Raw genomic sequence first — 18,545 nt, 5'->3', positions numbered from 1 at the left:
TGTCCCCGCAGGTGGAACGTGTTCTACTTCTGGTCGTGAACCAGCGCGCGCGGATCGTGATGACCGGCGAAGAGGTGGCCACCCTGCTGAAAGAGGGCCGCAAACTCCAGCTCGCCACGATCAACCAAGACGGCACGCCCCACCTGGTGACCATGTTCTACGGGTTGTCCGACGACGGCCGGTTGATCTTCTGGACCTACGGCAAGGCGCAGAAGTCCCGCAACATCGACCGCGACCCCCGGGTGACCTGCCTGGTCGAGGTGGGCGACGACTACGCCGAGCTGCGCGGCACGACGATCTACGGCACCGCGCTCCCCTATGACGACGTGATGGACGCCGGCATGCGCATCACGGCCCGGATGACGGGCCAGGACCCCGAACCGATGCGCCCATATGTGGAGCTGACCGGACGCAAGCGCGTCGCCTACATCGTCGAGCCGGGGCGCGTAGTCTCCTGGGATCACCGCAAACTGCACGGGAGCTCCTGATGCCGAAGGTCATTGTCGACTACCTCGTCTGTGAGGCCAACGGGGTCTGCGTGGGCCTGGCCCCCGAGGTGTTCGACCTCGACGACGACGACAACCTGCACGTTCTGCTGGAAGACCCCCCCGCCGAGATGATCGACCGGGTCAGGCACGCGGTCCGGTCATGCCCGAAGGCGGCACTTTCGCTCGAAGAAGAGTAAAAACCACCGGAGGTTCCCATGCGCGGCGCTCTGCTGCACACCATCGGCGCGGACAAGCTCGACATCCGCGACGACCTGACCCTCATCCCGGTCGGCCCGTCGGACGTCCGGGTCCGGATCAGGGCGACCGGCGTCTGCCACTCCGACCTGTCGGCCATCTCGGGGGTGCTCCCCCAGCCCGCGCCCCTGGTGCCGGGCCACGAGGGGGCCGGCGAGGTCGTCGAGGTCGGCGACCACGTGACGAGCGTCGCGCCCGGTGACCACGTGATCATCAACTGGACCCCGGCCTGCGGGTCGTGCCCCAGTTGCTCCCACGGCCAGCCGCACCTGTGCATGACCTCGGTCGTGCGCGGCTTCACCGAGCCCGCCTTCAAGTTCGACGGCGACAAGCCCGCCTTCGGCATGGCCGGCTGCGGCACCTGGGCCGAGGAGATCGTGGTGCCCGCCGGCGGCGCGATCAAGGTCGACGCCGACGTCCCGTTCGAGATGGCGGCCCTGATCGGCTGCGGCATCACCACGGGCGTCGGGGCCGCGCTGAACACCGCCAAGGTCCGCCCCGGCACGTCGGTGGCCGTCGTCGGCTGCGGCGGCGTGGGCCTGTCGGTGATCCAGGGCGCCCGCATCTCCGGCGCGACCACGATCCTGGCGATCGACCCCTTGGAGTCGAAGCACGAACTGGCCAAGAAGGTCGGCGCCACCCACGCCTGCACCCCCGACCAGCTCATGGACGCCATCGGCACGCTCACCGGCGGCCAGGGCTTCGACTACGGCTTCGAGGTCGTCGGCAAGTCCCAGGCCATCATGACCGCCTGGCAGGCCACCCGCCGCGGCGGCGACGTGATCGTGGTGGGCGCCGGCGCGATGGACGACATGGTCCCCTTCAACGCCTTCAGCCTCCTGTTCGACGGCAAGAACCTCCTCAGTTCCCTGTACGGGGGCAGCGACGTCCGCCGCGACTTCCCGTTCTTCGCGGGGCTCTACAAGGCGGGCAAGCTCGACCTGGAGAGCATGATCAGCTCCCGCATCCAGCTGACCGACCTCAACGACGCGGTGACGGCGCTGAGGGGCGGCGAAGTGCTCCGGCAGATCGTCCTGCTCTGATCGACGAAGCGGGCTATCATCGCCATATGGCGATCGATAGTCGTTGTGTCAGTGCCGACATCGCGTCCGGCGTCACCCCCGCCGCCGCGCTCTTCCACTCGCTCGCCGACGAGACGCGGCTGCGCATCGTGCGGCGGCTCGCCGGCGGCGAGGCCCGGGTGGTCGACCTGACCGGGGAACTGGGCCTGGCCCAGTCGACCGTGTCGAAGCACCTGGCGTGCCTGCGCGGCTGCGGGCTGGTCGACTTCCGGACCGAGGGGCGGCAGTCCTTCTACGCGCTCACCCGCCCCGAGCTGATGGACCTGCTGGCCTCGGCCGAGCAGCTGCTCCAGGCCACCGGCCACGAGATCGTGTTGCGGCCGTCATGACGGCCGTCGCGGTCCGCCGGATCCGGTGGCTGGTCGGGGCCACGATCACCTACAACGTCGTCGAGGCCGGGGTCGCGCTCACCGCCGGGACCGTCGCCTCCTCGGCGGCGCTCATCGGCTTCGGCCTCGACTCGGTCGTGGAGGTCGCCTCGGCCACCGCGGTGGCGTGGCAGTTCTCCTCGGCCGACCACGAGCGGCGCGAGAAGACCGCGTTACGGGTCATCGCGGTGTCGTTCTTCGCCCTGGCCGCCTACGTCGCCTTCGACGCCATCCGGGCGCTGCTGGGCGCGGGCGAGGCCGACCACTCGACCGTGGGCCTGGTGCTGGCGGCCGTGTCCCTGGTCGTCATGCCGGTGTTGTCGTACGCGCAACGCCGCGCGGCCAGGGAGATCGGTTCGGCCAGCGCCCTGGCCGACTCCAAGCAGACCCTGTTGTGCACCTACCTGTCGGCCGTCCTGCTGGTGGGCCTGGCGCTCAACAGCCTCTTCGGCTGGACGTGGGCCGACCCGCTGGCCGCCCTGGTCATCGCCGCCGTGGCGGTGAAGGAGGGGCGCGACGCCTGGCGCGGCGACGCCTGCGGCTGCTGCGCGAGCTAGGCCGTGAACGAGATCCAGGTGTCGGGCGGCAGGTCGGGCCGCCCCGGCACCGGCCGCCGTTCCTCCGTCCAGGCGGGCCCGGCGACCGTCGCGGCGGCCCGCCGCCAGAAGGCGACGGCGGGCAGGTTGACGTCCTGGAAGGCGACGTCCCAGGCGCCCGGGTGGCGGGAGACGACGTCCAGGACGGCCCGCAGACCGATGCCCGAACGGCGGGCCGCGCGCACGACGAAGAAGCTGTTCAGCACCCTGGTCGGGGCGTTCAGGGCCCGGACGAAGGCGAAGCCGAGCGGGGCCCGTTCTCGCTCGATCAGGTAGGGCGCCCAGTCGGGGTCGGTGAAGGCGGCGTGCACACGTTCACTGCGGAAGGCGCCGTCGGGATTGGGCACGACGCCGACGAACTCGGACAGGTCGTGGCGGAACATGAGCCAGAGATTCTCGACCGTGGGCCGGTCGGCGGCGGTGGCGAGGCGGACGTGCACGGGGGCTCCTGAGGGCATGAAAAAAGCCTCCCCGGCGGACCGGAGAGGCACATGATGATCGAAGTATATCGTCCCGGCACATACGCCGCAGAACGCTTCCCTCCGTATCGTCCCCCTCAGTGGCAGTGATCACGTGAGGGAGGATCGGTATGTCCGACGATGAGGCGCGGCGCGTCTTCGACGTTGTCGACGCGTTCGACCCCGACGAGTTCGTCCAGCTCCTGGCCGAGGACGCCACGATGCGCTTCGGCAACGCCGACCCCACCCAGGGCCGCGAGGCCACCGCGGCCGCCCTGCGCGGCTTCTTCTCCACCATCGCCGGCCTGCGGCACCGGATCGTGCGCGCCTGGACGGCCGGGGCCGACACCGTCGCCGAGACCGAGGTGACCTACACCCGGCTCGACGACAGCGAGGTCGGCGTGGTGGCCGTGTCGATCTGGACGAAGGGCGACGACGGCCTGATCACCGACTACCGCGTCTTCGTCGACCTGGCCCCCCTCTACGCGCCGCAGACCTCAGTGGTGACGACGATCTAGAACTCCTCGTGCGTCTCGGGGTCGAGCCGCACGGGCTTCCCGGTGTCGAGCGCGGTGATCGCCGCGACGTCGGCGGCGTCGAGGCCGAAGTCGAAGAGGTCGATGTTCTCCCGCTGCCGGCGGGCGTCCCCCGACTTCGGCACCACGCCGATCCCCCGGTCGAGCAACCACCGCAACACCACCTGCGAGGGGGCCTTGCCCACCCGCCGGGCGATCTCGACGATCACCGGGTGCTCCAGGATGCCCGTGTTCCGCTCCAGCGGACTCCAGGCCTGCAGCACCGTCGGATCGCCCTGCGTGGCGTCGACGAGCGCCTGCTGAGCGTGGGTGGGCGACACCTGCCGCTGGTTGACAGCGGGATGGACCCCGGTCTCCTTGACCACGGCGTCGAGATGCTCAGGCGTGAAGTTCGACACCCCCACCGACCGGATGAGCCCCTCCCGCGCCAGTTCGAGCAGCGCGACGTAGGTCTCGACATAGAGCCCGAGCCGGGGCAGCGGCCAGTGGATGAGATAGAGATCGACATAGTCGAGCCCAAGGCGCTCCAACGACCCTTCGAGCGCGGCCCGCGCCTTGGCGGCCCCGTGGTCCTCCCCGCGAAGCTTGGTCGTGACGAAGAAGTCCTTCCGCGGCAACCCCGACTCGCGCACCCCGGCCCCGACGGCGGCCTCGTTGCCATAACTGGCGGCCGTGTCGAGAAGCCGATATCCGGCGTCGACCGCCGTGAGCACGGCGTCGACGGCCGTCCGGCCCTGGAGGGGGTAGGTGCCAAGTCCGACGAGGGGCATGGAGTGCCCGGTGTTGAGAGTCACGTGAGTAGACATGACTCCATAGTGGTGCCGGGGATGTGCGAGGCCGCGTCCGGGCCTGGGCGAACACGACTTCGCGGGTGGGATGCCCGGTGACCCGTGACGTCTTGGGTGCGTGCCGGTGGAACCCCGGTCGGGCGTCAGCGGGAGTGGTGATCTCCTCGTGCACGCGGCACGATCACCTTCGGCGTCCAGAAGTGATCGGGGCATCGGCCCCGCCTCGATCCCCTGGCCGAGGCGTCACCTGGCCGTGCAGGTGATGGGCGAGGGAGTCGCGACGTTGCCACCGGCCCAGCCGACCGGGAATGACACGGTCACCGAATTGCCCGGCGGCAACAACCCGCTCTGGGTGACGGTCACCGTGGCTCCTGGCAGGTGGTAGCCGCCCAACTGCAGGTAGGTCAGCCCGTTGGGAACCTTGAAGCTGACGGTCCACGAGGTGATGGGCAACGTTCCCGTGTTGCGCACCGTCAGCTCGCCCCAGGAAGCCGTCGTCCACTGCAGAAAGAACCGGATCGTCGCTTCGCAGGAGCGCGTACCCGTAGACGGCGACGGACTGGGCGAGGGTGATGCGCTGGGCGAAGGGCTGGGTGAGGGCGAGGGGCACGGTGATGGGCTCGGTGATGGGGACGGGCTGGGCGAAGCGCTGGGCGAAACGCTGGGCGACGGCGAAGGGCTAGGCATTGGCGAGAGGCACGGTGATGGGCTGGGCGAAGGCGAAGGGCTGGGCGACGGACTGGGCGACGGACTGGGCGACGGACTGGGCGACGGACTGGGCGACGGCGACGGGCTAGGCGTTGGCGAGGGGCACGGTGATGGGGAGGGGCCGTCCGGTGACGGTGACGGGCTAGGCGACGGCGATGCGCTAGGCGAGGGCGAGGGGCTGGGCGAGGGCGAGGGGCTGGGCGAAGGGCTGGGCGACGGGGAGGCGCTGGGCGAGGGGGAGGCGCTGGGGGACGGCGACGGGCTGGGAGACGGCGACGGGCTGGGAGACGGCGACGGGCTGGGAGACGGCGACGGGCTGGGAGACGGCGACGGGCTGGGAGACGGCGACGGGCTGGGAGACGGCGAAAGGCATGGGGAGGGGCCGTCCGGTGACGGTGACGGGCTGGTCGACGGGGATACCCCCGGGCCGGATGGTGAGGGTGACGGGCCGGATGGGCCGGCGGGCGGGATGCGGATGATCAGGTCGTCGCCGGGGCGGACCGTGCCCCGGCCGTCGCGGTTGCTCGTCGTCACCCAGAGCCAGCCGTCCGGGCCGAGCGCCACGGTGCGCAGGCGGCCCGGCTGTTCCTGCAGTTCGGCCACCGGGGCGCCCACCATGGCGCCGCCGCTGACCGGCACCGTCCACAGGCGTTTGCCGGCGAGGGCGGCGGCGAAGAGCGTGTTGTTGGCGTACGCCAGGCCGCTGGGGGACGCCTCGGCGGCGCTCCAGGTCACCAGGGGGTTCGTGAAGCTCGGGCTGCTGCACGGGCCCTCGCAGGCGGGCCAGCCGTAGTTGTGACCCGGGCGGATGAAGTTGATCTCGTCCAGGAGGTTCTGACCGAATTCCGTGGCGTACAGCCGGCCGGCCTCGTCCCAGGCGAGGCCCTGCACGTTGCTGTGGCCGTAGCTGTAGACCGGTGAGCCGGCGAACGGGTTGTTCGCAGGGACCGCGCCGTCGCGGGTGATACGCAGGATCTTGCCGCCGAGGCTCGTGCTCTGGGCGTGCGGAGGATAGCCCACGTCGCCCGTGGCCACGTACAGCATGCCGTCGGGGCCGAACGCGATGCGCCCGCCGTTGCGGGTCTGGCCCCGGGGGATGCCGGCGATGATCACCTGCTGGATATGCGGAGCGCTGAGCCGGAAGCGGACCACCCGGTTGTCGGAGGCGGAGCTGATGTACGCGTAGACGTACTGGTCCTGCGCGAACGTGGGAGAGAGCGCGATGCCGAGCAGGCCCCCCTCGCCTCCGTGGTACACGTTCGGGACCGTGGTCACCGGTACGGGCGAGGTGCCGGGACGCACCCGCGCGAGGATCGCGGTGTCGCGTTCGGAGACGAGGGCGCTGCCGTCGGGGAGGAAGGCCATGCCCCAGGGAACCCGCAGCCCCACGGCGACGACCTGTGCCCGGGTGAAGTCGAACCCGCCCGTCTCCGCCGCGGCGGGCCGGGTCACGACGAGCGCCGTGGCGGCGAGCACGGCGCAGAGGACGACGGAGAGTGCCGAGGACAGGTGCTTGGGCATCGCGCGCTCCCGGGTGGGACGGGACTACCGGCTCGTCCCCATCGAAAGCGCCGTCCGCCCCGGGGGCAATCATCGGGCCGGCGCCCGCTCGCCGATCTGCGCATACACCGCCGGGCTCGCCCGGGGCCGGGAAACTTTCACGACCCGGCGTCAGCGCCCTCGGGCATGAGAAAGGCAGGCCTGCGCCCCTGACCTCGGAAACGCAGACCTGCCTCGTTCAGGGGATCACTCGGAGCTGAAAGCGGCGTCGAACGCCGCCGCCGGCGGGGTGATCGCGTTGAGCTTGGAGATGTACGCCAGGGCCTCGGGCGCGCCCATGAGGCGGTCCATGCCGGCGTCCTCCCACTCGATGGAGATGGGGCCGTCGTAGCCGATGTGGTTGAGGGCGCGGAAGCAGTCCTCCCACGGCACGTCGCCGCGGCCGGTGGAGACGAAGTCCCAGCCGCGCTTGGGGTCGGCCCACGCGAGGTGCGAGGACAGGATGCCGCGGCGGCCGTCGCCGATGCGGACCTTGGCGTCCTTGCAGTCGACGTGGTAGATCCGGTCGGCGAAGTCGAGGATGAAGCCGGCCGGGTCGAGCTGCTGCCACACCATGTGCGACGGGTCCCAGTTGAGGCCGAAGGAGGCCCGGTGGCCGATGGCCTCCAGGGTCTTGACCGTCGTGTGGTAGTCGTAGGCGATCTCGCTCGGGTGGACCTCGTGGGCGAAGCGCACGCCCTCCTGCTCGAACACGTCGAGGATGGGGTTGAAGCGCTCGGCGAAGTCCTCGTAGCCGCGGTCGATCATGGCCTGGCTGGCCGGCGGGAACATGGCCACGGTGTGCCAGATCGAGGAGCCGGTGAAGCCGACCACCGTGCTGGCGCCCAGGAGGGCCGCGACGCGGGCGGTGTTCTTGGTCTCCTCGGCGGCGTTCTGCCGGACCTGCTCGGCGTCGTCCGACCACAGGCGCGAGGGCAGGATGCCCTTGTGCCGCTCGTCGATCGGGTGGTCGCAGATGGCCTGGCTGATCAGGTGGTTGGAGATCGTCCAGACCTTGAGGTTGTACTTCTCCAGGGTCTCGAGCTTGCGCTTGACGTACCCGGGGTCGCTCAGGGCCTTGTCGATCTCGAGGTGGTCGCCCCACGTGGCGATCTCGAGGCCTTCGTAGCCCCATTCGGAGGCGAGGCGGCAGACCTCCTCGAAGGGCAGGTCGGCCCACTGGCCGGTGAAGAGGGTGATCGGTCGCGTCATGATCGTCTGTCTCCGTCAGTCTCCTGGGATGGGGTCTGCCCCTTCCGCCCGGAACGCGAAACGGCTCGGGTGGCACTCACGTGTACGTCGCCTCGGCGCGACGGCGTACCCGCGACCGTGCCGGTCGCGTTCCGGGCGGCCGGGAACCCCGGTCCCCCCGAAAAGGTGTGCGTGGTCTTAGACAGTCGTCCAGCGGCTGTCGTCGCCGGCGCTGCGCTCGACCGCGTCGAGCACCTTCTGCACTTGGAGTCCGTCGTCGAACGAGGGCGTGGGGTCCGCCCCGGCCGAGATGGCCTCCAGGAAGTCCTTCACCTCGTGGGTGAACGTGTTCTCGTAGCCGAGTCCGTGGCCCGGGGGCCACCACGCGCCCGCGTAGGGGTGTCCGGCCTCGGTGACGAGCACCCGCCGGAAGCCGCCTTCCTCCGCGGCGAGCGTGTGGTCGTGGAACCACAACTCGTTGAGCGACTCGAAGTCGAACGAGATGCTGCCGAGCGACCCGTTGACCTCGATGCGCAGCGCGTTCTTGCGGCCGGTGGCGAAGCGCGTGGCCTCGAAGGAGGCGATGGCGCCGCCGCCGAAGCGGCCGGTGAAGATCGCGGCGTCGTCGACGGTGACCTGGCCCATCTCGGCGCCGCCCTGGGCGGAGAGCCCGGCGGAGGCGTCGGCGAGGGGCCGCTCCTTGACGAACGTCTCGGTGATGGCCGAGACGCCCGTCAGGTGTTCACCGAGGATGAACTGCGCGGTGTCGATGATGTGCGCGCCGATGTCACCGAGCGCACCCGATCCGGCCTTGTCCTTCTGCAGACGCCAGACGAGCGGGAAATCGGGGTCGACGATCCAGTCCTGGAGGTACTGGGCGCGTACGTGACGGATGGTCCCGAGACGACCCTCGGCGACGAGCTGGCGGGCCAGCGCGACGGCGGGGACGCGACGGTAGTTGAAGGCGACCATGCTGCGCACGCCCCGGGCCGCGGCCGCGCGGGCGGCGGCGGCCATGGCCTCCGCCTCCTCGACGGTGTTGGCCAGGGGCTTCTCGCACAGCACGTGCTTGCCCGCCTCGAGCGCGGCGATGGCGATCTCGGCGTGCGAGTCACCGGGCGTGCAGATGTCGACCAAGTGCACGTCGTCGCGCTTGACGAGTTCCTTCCAGTCCGTCTCGACGGACGCCCAGCCCATGGACTCGGCGGCCGCCTCGGTGTTCGCCCGCGACCGGCCGGACAAGACCGCCATGGACGGCTTGACCGGCAGGTCGAAGAACGCACCGACGCTGCGCCAGGCCTGGGAGTGCACGCGTCCCATGAACGCGTACCCAACCATGCCAACCCCGATGACCGGCTTCACGACTCGAAGCCCAGCGGCAGGTACTCGGCGGCGTTCTCCTTCGTGATGGTCTCGGAGGCCAGGGTGATGGACTGCGGGACCTGGTGCTCCAGAAGGTCGCTCATGCCCTTGCCCTGCGCGATCAGGCGGGCGAGCTTGATCGCGGAGGCGGCCATGGTGGGCGAGTAGGTGACGGTCGCCTTGAGGACGCCCGAGTCGGCCTGGATGTCACGCATGGCGTTGGCCGAACCGGCGCCGCCGACCATGAAGAACTCGGAGCGGTTGGCCTCCTTGATGGCGGCCAGCACGCCGATGCCCTGGTCGTCGTCGTGGTTCCAGATGGCGTCGATCTTCGGGTGCGCCTGGAGCAGGTTGGCGGCGACCTCGGTGCCCGACTCGACGGTGAACTGCGCGTCCTGCTTGGCGGTCACCGAGAAGCCGTAGCTCTTGAGGGCGTCCTCGAAGCCCTTGCTGCGGTCCTGGGTCAGCGGCAGCGTGGCGATGCCCTGGATCTCGAGGATGACCGGGTCGGCGGTGCCGGCGTCCTTGAGGCGCTTGCCGATGAAGTGGCCGGCGGCCACGCCCATGCCGTAGTTGTCGCCGCCGATCCAGGTCCGGTACGACAGCTTGTCCGGGAACACGCGGTCGAGGTTGACGACCGGGATGCCGGCGTCGGTGGCGGTACGGGCGATCTGGTTCAGCTGGGCGCCGTCGTTCGGCAGCATGACGATGACGTTGACCTTGGCGGCGATCAGCGTCTCGACGGCGGAGATCTGCTGGTTGATGTCGTTGGTCGGCTCGACGGCCTTGAACTCGACATCGGAGTACTGCTTGGCGGCGTCGGCGGCGTTCTTGGCGATGGCCGCGATCCAGCCGTGGTCGGCGGCGGGGGCCGAGAAGCCGATGACGACCTTGTCGCCAGGGGCGTCGTTCCCGCCGGCCGGGGCCGGCGCGGGGGCGGCGGCGGCCGTGGTGGCGGCCGGAGCCGCGGCGGGCTCGTTGCTGGTGCAGGCCGAAACGAGCGCACCGGCGCCGATGACGGCACCGCCGAGGAGGAATCCGCGGCGACCCGGGGTCTGGGTCATGTTGTTCTCCCTTGGAGAGTTATTTCCGGCAGTGAGGGACCCGGGCCGCGGCGGTACGGATGCCGCGGCCCAGCAGGGGGGTGAGAACTTGCTATGTACTTGCTTTGAGGCTGCGCCGCTGAAGGAGGACGGCGGCCACGATGATCAGACCCTTGGCGATGAGCTGGTCACTGGTGTTCAGCCCATTCAGGATGAAGAGGTTGGTGATCACGGTGAAGATGAGCAGACCGAGGATGGCGCCCACGATGGTGCCCCGCCCGCCGGTCAGAAGCGTGCCGCCGATGATGACCGCGGCGATCGCGTCCAGTTCGTACAGGTCGCCGTGGGTGGACGACCCGGTCGTGGTGCGCGCCATGATGATGATCGCGGCGATGCCGCAGCAGAACCCGGACAGGGCGTAGAGCATCATCGTGTGGCGTCGCACGTTGATGCCGGCCAGCCGGGCGGCCTCGGGGTTGCCGCCGACGGCGTAGGTGCGGCGGCCGAAGGTGGTGCGGTTGAGGATCAGCCAGCCGATGATGACGACCACGGCGAAGATGTAGACCAGCACCGGCAGTTCGAGGATGCGAGTGGTCGACAGGTCGACGATCAGCGAGTTGTCCGGCTGCACCAGCTGGGTGCGCCGCTCGGACATGCGCTGGGCCAGGCCACGGGCGGCCACCAGCATCGCCAGCGTGGCGATGAAGGGCACCATCCGCCCGTACGAGATCAGGAAGCCGTTGAGCAGCCCGGCGCCGGTTCCCACCAGGATGGCGCAGATCATCATCACCCACGGCCCGTAGGCCTGGGTCGCCAGCGTGGTGGCCCAGACGGAGGCCAGGGCCATCACCGCGCCGACCGACAGGTCGATGCCGCCGCCGATGATGACGAACGTCGCGCCGACGGTGATGACGCCGATGGTCGAGGCCAGGGCCAGGATCGACACCATGTTCGATCCGGTGGCGAAGGTGTCGGGCACCGTGACGAGACCGACGGCGGCCAGGATCACCAGGGCCAGCACGAGGCCGAGGTGGGGGATCTCGCCGATGGCGCCGAGGCCGAGTCGCGGTCCGCCGCCGGAAGGTGTGGCGACGGCCGCGTGGGCCTTCGCCTTGCCGGTTTCGTCCGCCTTGGGTGCGGACACCTGTTGCGGATTCACCTCTGTCATGGAACGGGCTCCTGCTCGATCAGTCGTGGGAGGGGGCGGACACCGGGTGGGCGTCCATGACGAGGTCCAGCACGGTGTGCTCATCGAGCTCTCCGGCGCCGGCCTCTCGGACGATGCGGCCTTCGCGGATCACCAGCACGCGGTCGGCGAGGCCGAGGACCTCGGGGACCTCACTGGAGACCAGCAACACACCGACGCCTTCGTCGGCCAGCTTGCGGATGAGGGCGTAGATCTCGGCGCGGGCGCCGACGTCGACACCGCGGGTCGGCTCATCGAGTAGCAGCAGCTTGCGGCCCTCTCCGACCAGCCAGCGGCCGATGACCGCCTTCTGCTGGTTGCCGCCGGAGAGGGTCTTGATGACCCGGTTGGGGTCGGGCGGGCGGATGTCGAGCGCCTTCACCAGGTGCGCGGCCTCCTCCGCCTCCTTCTTGCGGTTGATCCACCCGAAGGTGGAGTACCGCTCCATGCTCGCCAGGGTGATGTTGCGGGCGACGGTCTGGCCGAGGAGGAGACCCTGGGCCTTGCGCTCTTCGGGGGCCAGGCCCATGCCGAGCCCGACGCTCCGGGTGGTGTTCCCGGCCTTGACGACCTCGCCGTTCAGCGTGATCTTGCCGGCGAACCTCCGGGCGCCGTACACGGCCTCGATGATCTCCGAGCGGCCGGAGCCGACCAGGCCCGCGAGGCCGACGATCTCGCCGGCGCGGACCGAGAACGTCACGTCGCGGACCATGCCGGCCACGGAGCAGTTCTCGATCTTGAGGATCTCGTCCCCGAAGCCGCCGTCAGGGCGCGGCGGGAACACGTATTCGACGTTGCGGCCGGTCATCAGCGACACGACCTTGTTCGTGGGGGTGTCCTTCGCGGGCAGTCCGACCGCGACGGTGCGGCCGTCCTTGAGCACGGTGACCCGGTCGCCGATCTCGCGGATCTCCTCCAGGCGGTGGGAGATGTAGATGACGGCGACGCCCTGGGCGGTGACCTCCCGGATGATCCGGAAGAGGTTGCTCACCTCGTCGTGCGCCAGCGCGGCCGAGGGCTCGTCCATGACGATGATCCGCGCGTCGTGCGACAGCGCCCGCGCCATGGAGACGACCTGCTTGCCGGCCGGGGAGAGCCGGCCCACTTCGGTCGTCGGGCGGATCTCGCCGTGCCCGAGTCGCTCCAGGATCTTCCTGGTGGCGGCGTTGGTCGCGCCCCGGCGGGTGAACCCCATCGTGGCGTGCTCGTGCCCGAGGAACACGTTCTCGGCGACGCTGAGGCCGTCGACGAGGTCGAGCTCCTGATAGATCGTGGCGACGCCCAGCTTCATAGCGGCCGTCGGGGTCGTCAGTTTCACCGGTTCGCCGTTCATCAGCACCTCGCCGGAGTCCGGCTGGTGGGCGCCCGCGAGCACCTTGATGAGGGTCGACTTCCCGGCCCCGTTCTGTCCCAATAGACAGTGGACCTCGCCGGCGCGGACGTCGAGGTCCACCCCGTCGAGTGCACGCACGCCGGGGAACTGCTTGACGATGTCCCGCATTGCAAGCAACGGCGGGGTTTCCGACTGCTCCCGGCTTATGTCCTCCATGTTTCCGGATGCTAAGGACGACTTATGCTGACGGTCAAGCAAAAGTGGATGTCCTGATGTCATAATGAGATCTGGAATCATCGGATGCGGTGAAGGGAGGCGATGTTGACTCAGGGGATGCTGAGCGAGTCCAGCGGCTCGGTCACCGGAGCGGGAGCACTGCTCTCGATCCTTCGTGACGGCCAGGCCCGCACTCGGGCCGAGCTCGTGCAGCTCACGGGTCTCGCCAGGTCCACAGTTTCGCAGCGGCTCGACGCGCTGCTCTCGCATCAATGGATCGTGCCCGCCGACGACGCGATCTCCTCAGGAGGGCGGCCCGCGACCGCCTTCACCTTCAACCGGGGCGCCCGGGTCGTCGCGGCGGCCGATCTCGGGGCGACCCACGCACGAGTGGCGGTGACCGACCTCGCCTCGACCGTCCTGGCCGAGCGCAGGGTCGACCTGCCGATCGACCGAGGCCCCGAAGAGGTCCTCGGCTGGCTGGTGGTAACGCTAAAAGAGCTGCTCGTCGAGACCGGCGGAGAGCTCTGCGGCGTGGGTGTCGGCCTTCCCGGGCCGGTCTCCCATTCCAGCGGCCGTCCGGTCAACCCGCCGATAATGCCCGGATGGGATGGGTTCCCAGTGCCTGACTGGCTGGGATCTCGTCTCGGTGCACCAGTGCTCGTGGACAACGATGTCAACATCATGGCGCTGGGCGAACACTGGGCGGCCAGGCGTGACGTCGAGCATCTCGTGTTCGTCAAGATCGGCACCGGTATCGGATGCGGCATCATCTCCGAGCGGCGGCTCCACCGCGGCGCTCAGGGTGCGGCCGGCGACATCGGGCACATCAGGGTGACCGCCAACGACGAGGTTGTCTGCCGGTGTGGCAACAGCGGATGTCTCGAAGCGGTCGCCAGCGGTGCGGCCATCGCGAACCAGCTCGACGCGGCCGGGGTCGAGGCCCACGGCAGCCGCGACGTGGTCAACCTGGTTCGGCAGGGCAACACGATGGCCGTGCAGTTCGCACGGCAGGCCGGGCGCGAGATCGGCGACGTCCTGGCGTCCATCGTGAACTTCTTCAATCCGTCGGTGATAGTGATCGGCGGAGACATGGCCGAGGCCGGGGAGCACATCCTGGCCGGCGTGCGAGAGGTGATCTACAGCCGCTCGCTCCCGCTGGCGACGCAACACCTGAGCATCCGGGCCACCGAGCTCGGTGATCGGGCGGGCATCATCGGCGCGGCGGTCATGGTCATCGAGCACGTCCTGTCCCCGGAGGCAGTGGATCTGGTGGTCTCGTCCTGAGAGCGCTCTCTTGACGGAGCCGTGACAAGGCAGCAACATTACGGGCGGGTCCCACTCGATCCGGTCAGCGGTGGCACGCTGACCAACCGGTGAGAGCGCTTCCCATCTGACGCGTTCGGCGCACGCGTTCCGGCACCCCCCTCCGAAAGGAACGCCCTGTGCGCCCCTTCATCCGTGTCGTCTTGAGCGCCTTACTGGTGCTGGCGGGCGTGGTCGTCACCACACCGCCGGCTCACGCGGCAGACTTCAGCGTCCTGGTCTTCTCCAAGACCGCCGGCTTCCGGCACGGCTCCATCGGCCCCGGCATCACCGCCATCCAGCAACTCGGCGCCGCCAACAACTTCACGGTCGAGGCGACCGAGGACGCGGCCCAGTTCACCGACGCCAACCTGGCCCGCTTCCAGGCGGTCATCTGGCTCTCCACCACCGGTGACGTGCTCAACGCCGCCCAGCAGGCCGCCTTCGAGCGCTACATCGCGGCGGGCGGCGGCTACGCCGGCGTCCACGCCGCCGCCGACACCGAGTACGACTGGGCCTGGTACGGCAACCTCGTCGGCGCCTACTTCCAGCAGCACCCCGCCGAGCAGACCGCGACCGTGCGGGTCTCCGACCGGGTGCACCCCTCCACCGCGCACCTGCCGCACCGCTGGAGCCGGTTCGACGAGTGGTACAGCTACCGCGCCAACCCGCGCGGCAAGGTCCACGTGCTGGCCACCCTCGACGAGACCACCTACTCCGGCGGCGGGATGGGCATCGACCACCCGATCTCGTGGTGCCAGGACTACGCGGGCGGCCGCTCCTGGTACACCGGCATGGGGCACACCGACGCCTCCTACAGCGACGCCAACTTCCGCAACCACCTGCTCGGCGGCATCCGCACCGCGGCCGGCTTCGCGGCGGCCGACTGCGGGGCCACGGTGACGGGCAACTTCCAGCAGATCGAGCTGGCCAAGGGCGTCGCCGAGGTCGGCGAGCCGATGAGCCTGTCGGTCACCCCCGACGGCGGCGTCTTCCACACCGCCCGCACCGGCGCGGTCCGCTACACCGACGGCGCCGGCAACACCAAGGTCGCCGCCACCATCCCCGTCTACACCCACGACGAGGAGGGCCTGCAGGGCGTCGCGGTCGACCCCGGTTACGCCACCAACCGGTGGATCTACCTGTTCTACGCGCCGCCGCTGTCGACCCCCGGGGGCGACGCCCCGGCCAGCGGCACCGCCGCCCAGCTCGCCCCGTTCAACGGGGTGAACCGCCTGTCCCGGTTCACGGTGAACGCCGACAACACCCTCAACCTCGCCTCCGAACGGACCGTGCTCGACGTGCCGACCAGCCGTGGCATGTGCTGCCACGTGGGCGGCGACATGGACTTCGACGCGGCCGGCAACCTCTACCTGTCGACGGGTGACGACACCAACCCGTTCGACTCGGCCGGGTTCTCCCCGATCGACGAGCGGGCGGGCCGCAACCCGGCGTTCGACGCCCAGCGCACCAGCGCCAACAGCAACGACCTGCGCGGCAAGGTGCTGCGCATCAAGCCGACGGCCACGGGCTCGCCGGCGTACACGATCCCGACGGGCAACATGTTCGCCCCCGGGACCGCCAACACCAAGCCCGAGATCTACGCCATGGGCTTCCGCAACCCGTTCCGGATGAGCGTCGACAAGGCGACCGGCATCGTCTACCTGGGCGACTACGGTCCCGACGCGGGCACCGCCGACCCGAACCGCGGCCCGGCCGGTCAGGTCTCCTTCGACCGGATCACCGCCCCCGGCTTCTACGGCTGGCCCTACTGCTCGTCGTTCAACGACGCGTACAACGAGTACACCTTCCCGTCGGGCCCGTCGGGCGCGAAGTACAACTGCGCGGGCGGACCGACCAACAACTCGCCGAACAACACCGGCATCACGACGCTGCCGCCGTCGCAGCGCGGCTGGATCCCCTACACCGGCTCGACCCCGGCGGAGTTCACCGGCGGCGGCCTGTCGCCGATGGGCGGCCCGGTCTACCGCTACGACGCGGCCTCGACCTCGGCGATCAAGTTCCCCCGCTACTACGACGGGACCTTCTTCGCCGGTGAGTTCGGCCGCCGCTGGATCAAGAACATCGTGCCCGACTCGGCCGGGCAGTGGCTGACGATCAACCCGTTCCCGTGGACGGGCACCCAGGTCATGGACATGGAGTTCGGCAAGAACGGCGCGCTCTACGTCCTCGACTACGGCACCGGCTGGTTCAACGGCGACGGCAACTCGGCCCTCTACCGGATCGAGTACGCCGCCGACGGCCACGCCCCCAGGGCCGTGATCACGCCCAGCCGGACGAGCGGCCCGGCGCCGCTGACGGTCGCCTTCTCCTCGGCCGGCACCGTCGACCCCGACGGCGACCCGATCACGCTGGCCTGGGACTTCGACGGCAACGGCACGACCGACTCGACGGCGGCCAACCCCTCGTACACGTACACGGCCAACGGCACCTACAACCCGACGTTGACGGTGCGCGACTCGACCGGGAAGTCGTCGTCGGCGTCGACGGTGATCACGGTCGGCAACACCGCGCCGACGGTGGTGGTGAACACGCCGGTCAACGGCGGCCTGTTCTCCTTCGGCGACGCGATCCCGTTCACGGTGACCGTCACCGACCCGGAGGACGGCACGATCGCCTGCTCGCGGGTCAAGGTCAGCTTCATCCTCGGCCACGACTCCCACGGCCACCCGATGACCAGCGCGAACGGCTGCTCGGGCGTCCTGCAGACGACGACCGACGGTGAGCACGACTCCGCCGCGAACATCTACGGCGTCATCGACGCCGAGTACACCGACAACGGCGGCCTGACCACGCACACCCAGGCCCAGCTGCAGCCGAGGTTGCGCCAGGCCGAGCACTTCTCGTCGCAGAGCGGCGTGCAGGCGGTCGCCGGGGCGGCCCCGCACGGCGGCGCGGCGGTCGGCTACATCGACAACAACGACTGGATCGCGTTCACCCCGTACAACCTGAGCGGGGCGACCAGCTTCACGGCGCGGGTCGGCGCGGTCGCCGGCGGCAACACGCTGGAGGTGCGGACCGGTTCGCAGACGGGCCCGCTCGTGGCCACGGTGACCGTCCCGGCCACCGGCGGGTACGCCACCTTCCAGGACGTCACCGTCCCGATCACCAACCCGCCGACCACCACCGGCCAGCTCTACCTGGTGTTCAAGGGCGCGACCGGCGGCGGCCTGTTCGACGTCGACGACTTCACGTTCGGCACCGGGAGCGGGCCGCAGCAGCCCACGGGCAACCTGGCGCTGAACAAGCCGGTCGTGGTGACCAGCACCGAGGCCGCCGTCTACCCGGGTTCGGCCGCGGTCGACGGCAGCGGCACCACCCGCTGGGCCAGCGCGTTCTCCGACCCGCAGTCGATCACGGTCGACCTCGGGGCGTCGTACGACATCAACCGGGTCAGGCTGAGCTGGGAGGCGGCCTACGGGTCGGCGTACACGATCGCGACCTCGCCCAACAACACCACGTGGACGACGGTCAAGACCGTGACCGGCGAGAACGGCGGCGTCGACGACCACACCGGCCTGAGCGCCACCGGCCGGTACGTCCGCATCACCGGAACGACCCGCGCCACCGCGTGGGGCTACTCGCTCTGGGAGTTCGAGGTCTACGGCAACAGCGGCCCGACCAACCCGACGCCGACCAACGTGGCGCAGGGCAAGACGGCCACCGCCTCCAGCCAGGAGGCGGCCTACACCCCGGCCATGGCCGTCGACGGCTCCGGCACCACCCGCTGGTCGAGCGCGTTCTCCGACCCGCAGTGGATCCAGGTCGACCTCGGCCAGACCTACGCCATCAGCAGGGTGCGGCTGAGCTGGGAGGCCGCCTACGGCAGCGGCTACCAGATCCAGACCTCGCCCAACGGCACGACCTGGACGACGATCAAGACGGTGACCGGTGAGAACGGCGGCGTCGACGACCACACGGGCCTGAGCAACAGCGCCCGCTACGTCCGCATCAACGGCACGGCACGCGGAACGGCCTGGGGCTACTCGCTCTGGGAGTTCGAGGTGTACGGCAGCTAGGAACCACCCCTCGGAAACACCGCAGGGCCCGGCGTGTTCCCCCCCACGCCG

General features: G+C 69.9%; 16 protein-coding genes. 8 read left to right on the top strand and 8 right to left on the bottom strand.

All coding sequences use genetic code 11. From position 1 onward, the window contains the following. Positions 1-35: 35 nt before the first annotated feature. The 5 genes from AW271_RS35050 to AW271_RS35030 are packed head-to-tail and all read left to right on the top strand — an operon-like array spanning position 36 to position 2,750. On the top strand, positions 36-488 hold the full coding sequence (locus AW271_RS35050; protein WP_062342108.1) for a pyridoxamine 5'-phosphate oxidase family protein: 453 nt from the start codon (positions 36-38) through the stop codon (positions 486-488). Continuing rightward, on the top strand, positions 488-685 hold the full coding sequence (locus AW271_RS35045) for a ferredoxin (protein WP_062342106.1): 198 nt from the start codon (positions 488-490) through the stop codon (positions 683-685). The genes AW271_RS35050 and AW271_RS35045 overlap by 1 nt, the downstream gene beginning before the upstream one ends. A gap of 18 nt (positions 686-703) precedes the next feature. Then, the gene (locus AW271_RS35040) at positions 704-1,786 is read left to right on the top strand and encodes a Zn-dependent alcohol dehydrogenase (protein WP_062342104.1); all 1,083 of its coding nucleotides are present in this window, start codon (positions 704-706) and stop codon (positions 1,784-1,786) included. Between the two features lie 26 nt (positions 1,787-1,812). Then, a complete protein-coding gene (locus AW271_RS35035; protein ID WP_062342102.1) occupies positions 1,813-2,154 on the top strand; it encodes an ArsR/SmtB family transcription factor in 342 nt (113 codons plus the stop codon). Continuing rightward, positions 2,151-2,750: a cation efflux transmembrane domain-containing protein gene (locus tag AW271_RS35030; RefSeq protein ID WP_062342100.1), complete on the top strand. Its 600-nt coding sequence runs from the start codon at positions 2,151-2,153 to the stop codon at positions 2,748-2,750. The genes AW271_RS35035 and AW271_RS35030 overlap by 4 nt, the downstream gene beginning before the upstream one ends. Here AW271_RS35030 and AW271_RS35025 read toward each other — a convergent pair. Beyond that, positions 2,747-3,229: a GNAT family N-acetyltransferase gene (locus tag AW271_RS35025; protein ID WP_245653351.1), complete on the bottom strand. Its 483-nt coding sequence runs from the start codon at positions 3,227-3,229 to the stop codon at positions 2,747-2,749. The genes AW271_RS35030 and AW271_RS35025 overlap by 4 nt on opposite strands. A 149-nt stretch (positions 3,230-3,378) precedes the next feature. Between AW271_RS35025 and AW271_RS35020 the strand changes: the two genes are divergently transcribed. Then, positions 3,379-3,765, top strand: a complete 387-nt coding sequence (locus AW271_RS35020; RefSeq protein WP_062342096.1) for a nuclear transport factor 2 family protein — start codon at positions 3,379-3,381, stop codon at positions 3,763-3,765. On the opposite strand, the gene AW271_RS35015 is transcribed toward AW271_RS35020, so the two are convergent. From AW271_RS35015 to AW271_RS34975, 7 genes are all read right to left on the bottom strand, one after another. Beyond that, on the bottom strand, positions 3,762-4,589 hold the full coding sequence (locus AW271_RS35015) for an aldo/keto reductase (protein ID WP_062342094.1): 828 nt from the start codon (positions 4,587-4,589) through the stop codon (positions 3,762-3,764). The genes AW271_RS35020 and AW271_RS35015 overlap by 4 nt on opposite strands. Positions 4,590-4,814: 225 nt before the next feature. Next, the gene (locus tag AW271_RS39165) at positions 4,815-6,800 is read right to left on the bottom strand and encodes a PQQ-dependent sugar dehydrogenase (protein ID WP_083977684.1); all 1,986 of its coding nucleotides are present in this window, start codon (positions 6,798-6,800) and stop codon (positions 4,815-4,817) included. 225 nt (positions 6,801-7,025) lie between these two features. Beyond that, a complete protein-coding gene (locus tag AW271_RS34995; protein WP_062342087.1) occupies positions 7,026-8,030 on the bottom strand; it encodes a sugar phosphate isomerase/epimerase family protein in 1,005 nt (334 codons plus the stop codon). A gap of 177 nt (positions 8,031-8,207) precedes the next feature. Then, positions 8,208-9,347: a Gfo/Idh/MocA family protein gene (locus AW271_RS34990; protein WP_062342208.1), complete on the bottom strand. Its 1,140-nt coding sequence runs from the start codon at positions 9,345-9,347 to the stop codon at positions 8,208-8,210. Positions 9,348-9,367: 20 nt separating this feature from the next. Then, on the bottom strand, positions 9,368-10,435 hold the full coding sequence (locus AW271_RS34985; RefSeq protein WP_062342085.1) for a substrate-binding domain-containing protein: 1,068 nt from the start codon (positions 10,433-10,435) through the stop codon (positions 9,368-9,370). Positions 10,436-10,526: 91 nt separating this feature from the next. Next, the gene (locus AW271_RS34980) at positions 10,527-11,582 is read right to left on the bottom strand and encodes an ABC transporter permease (RefSeq protein ID WP_062342083.1); all 1,056 of its coding nucleotides are present in this window, start codon (positions 11,580-11,582) and stop codon (positions 10,527-10,529) included. Positions 11,583-11,601: 19 nt separating this feature from the next. After that, positions 11,602-13,101, bottom strand: coding sequence for a sugar ABC transporter ATP-binding protein (locus AW271_RS34975; protein WP_245653349.1), 1,500 nt, complete (start codon positions 13,099-13,101; stop codon positions 11,602-11,604). A 165-nt stretch (positions 13,102-13,266) separates the two neighbouring features. Between AW271_RS34975 and AW271_RS34970 the strand changes: the two genes are divergently transcribed. Together AW271_RS34970 and AW271_RS34965 are read left to right on the top strand one after the other, a co-directional pair. Next, positions 13,267-14,436, top strand: coding sequence for an ROK family protein (locus AW271_RS34970; protein WP_245653348.1), 1,170 nt, complete (start codon positions 13,267-13,269; stop codon positions 14,434-14,436). Between the two features lie 182 nt (positions 14,437-14,618). Further along, entirely contained in the window at positions 14,619-18,494 is a 3,876-nt protein-coding gene (locus tag AW271_RS34965) for a ThuA domain-containing protein (RefSeq protein WP_218008254.1), read from the top strand. Positions 18,495-18,545 lie beyond the last annotated feature (51 nt).

The organism is Herbidospora sakaeratensis (assembly GCF_001570525.1).
GTDB lineage: Bacteria > Actinomycetota > Actinomycetes > Streptosporangiales > Streptosporangiaceae > Herbidospora > Herbidospora sakaeratensis.
Note: the sequence above shows the minus strand (reverse complement) of the source record. Positions and strands in the feature narration are given on the sequence as shown.

Bases quoted from the DNA above. Each gene is read 5' to 3' on its own strand.
- AW271_RS35045 (WP_062342106.1), top strand. From the start codon at position 488: ATGCCGAAGGTCATTGTCGACTACCTCGTCTGTGAGGCCAACGGGGTC.
- AW271_RS35040 (WP_062342104.1), top strand. From the start codon at position 704: ATGCGCGGCGCTCTGCTGCACACCATCGGCGCGGACAAGCTCGACATC.
- AW271_RS35035 (WP_062342102.1), top strand. From the start codon at position 1,813: ATGGCGATCGATAGTCGTTGTGTCAGTGCCGACATCGCGTCCGGCGTC.
- AW271_RS35030 (WP_062342100.1), top strand. From the start codon at position 2,151: ATGACGGCCGTCGCGGTCCGCCGGATCCGGTGGCTGGTCGGGGCCACG.
- AW271_RS35020 (WP_062342096.1), top strand. From the start codon at position 3,379: ATGTCCGACGATGAGGCGCGGCGCGTCTTCGACGTTGTCGACGCGTTC.
- AW271_RS35015 (WP_062342094.1), bottom strand. From the start codon at position 4,589: ATGTCTACTCACGTGACTCTCAACACCGGGCACTCCATGCCCCTCGTC.
- AW271_RS39165 (WP_083977684.1), bottom strand. From the start codon at position 6,800: ATGCCCAAGCACCTGTCCTCGGCACTCTCCGTCGTCCTCTGCGCCGTG.
- AW271_RS34995 (WP_062342087.1), bottom strand. From the start codon at position 8,030: ATGACGCGACCGATCACCCTCTTCACCGGCCAGTGGGCCGACCTGCCC.
- AW271_RS34990 (WP_062342208.1), bottom strand. From the start codon at position 9,347: ATGGTTGGGTACGCGTTCATGGGACGCGTGCACTCCCAGGCCTGGCGC.
- AW271_RS34985 (WP_062342085.1), bottom strand. From the start codon at position 10,435: ATGACCCAGACCCCGGGTCGCCGCGGATTCCTCCTCGGCGGTGCCGTC.
- AW271_RS34980 (WP_062342083.1), bottom strand. From the start codon at position 11,582: ATGACAGAGGTGAATCCGCAACAGGTGTCCGCACCCAAGGCGGACGAA.
- AW271_RS34975 (WP_245653349.1), bottom strand. From the start codon at position 13,101: ATGCGGGACATCGTCAAGCAGTTCCCCGGCGTGCGTGCACTCGACGGG.
- AW271_RS34970 (WP_245653348.1), top strand. From the start codon at position 13,267: ATGCTGAGCGAGTCCAGCGGCTCGGTCACCGGAGCGGGAGCACTGCTC.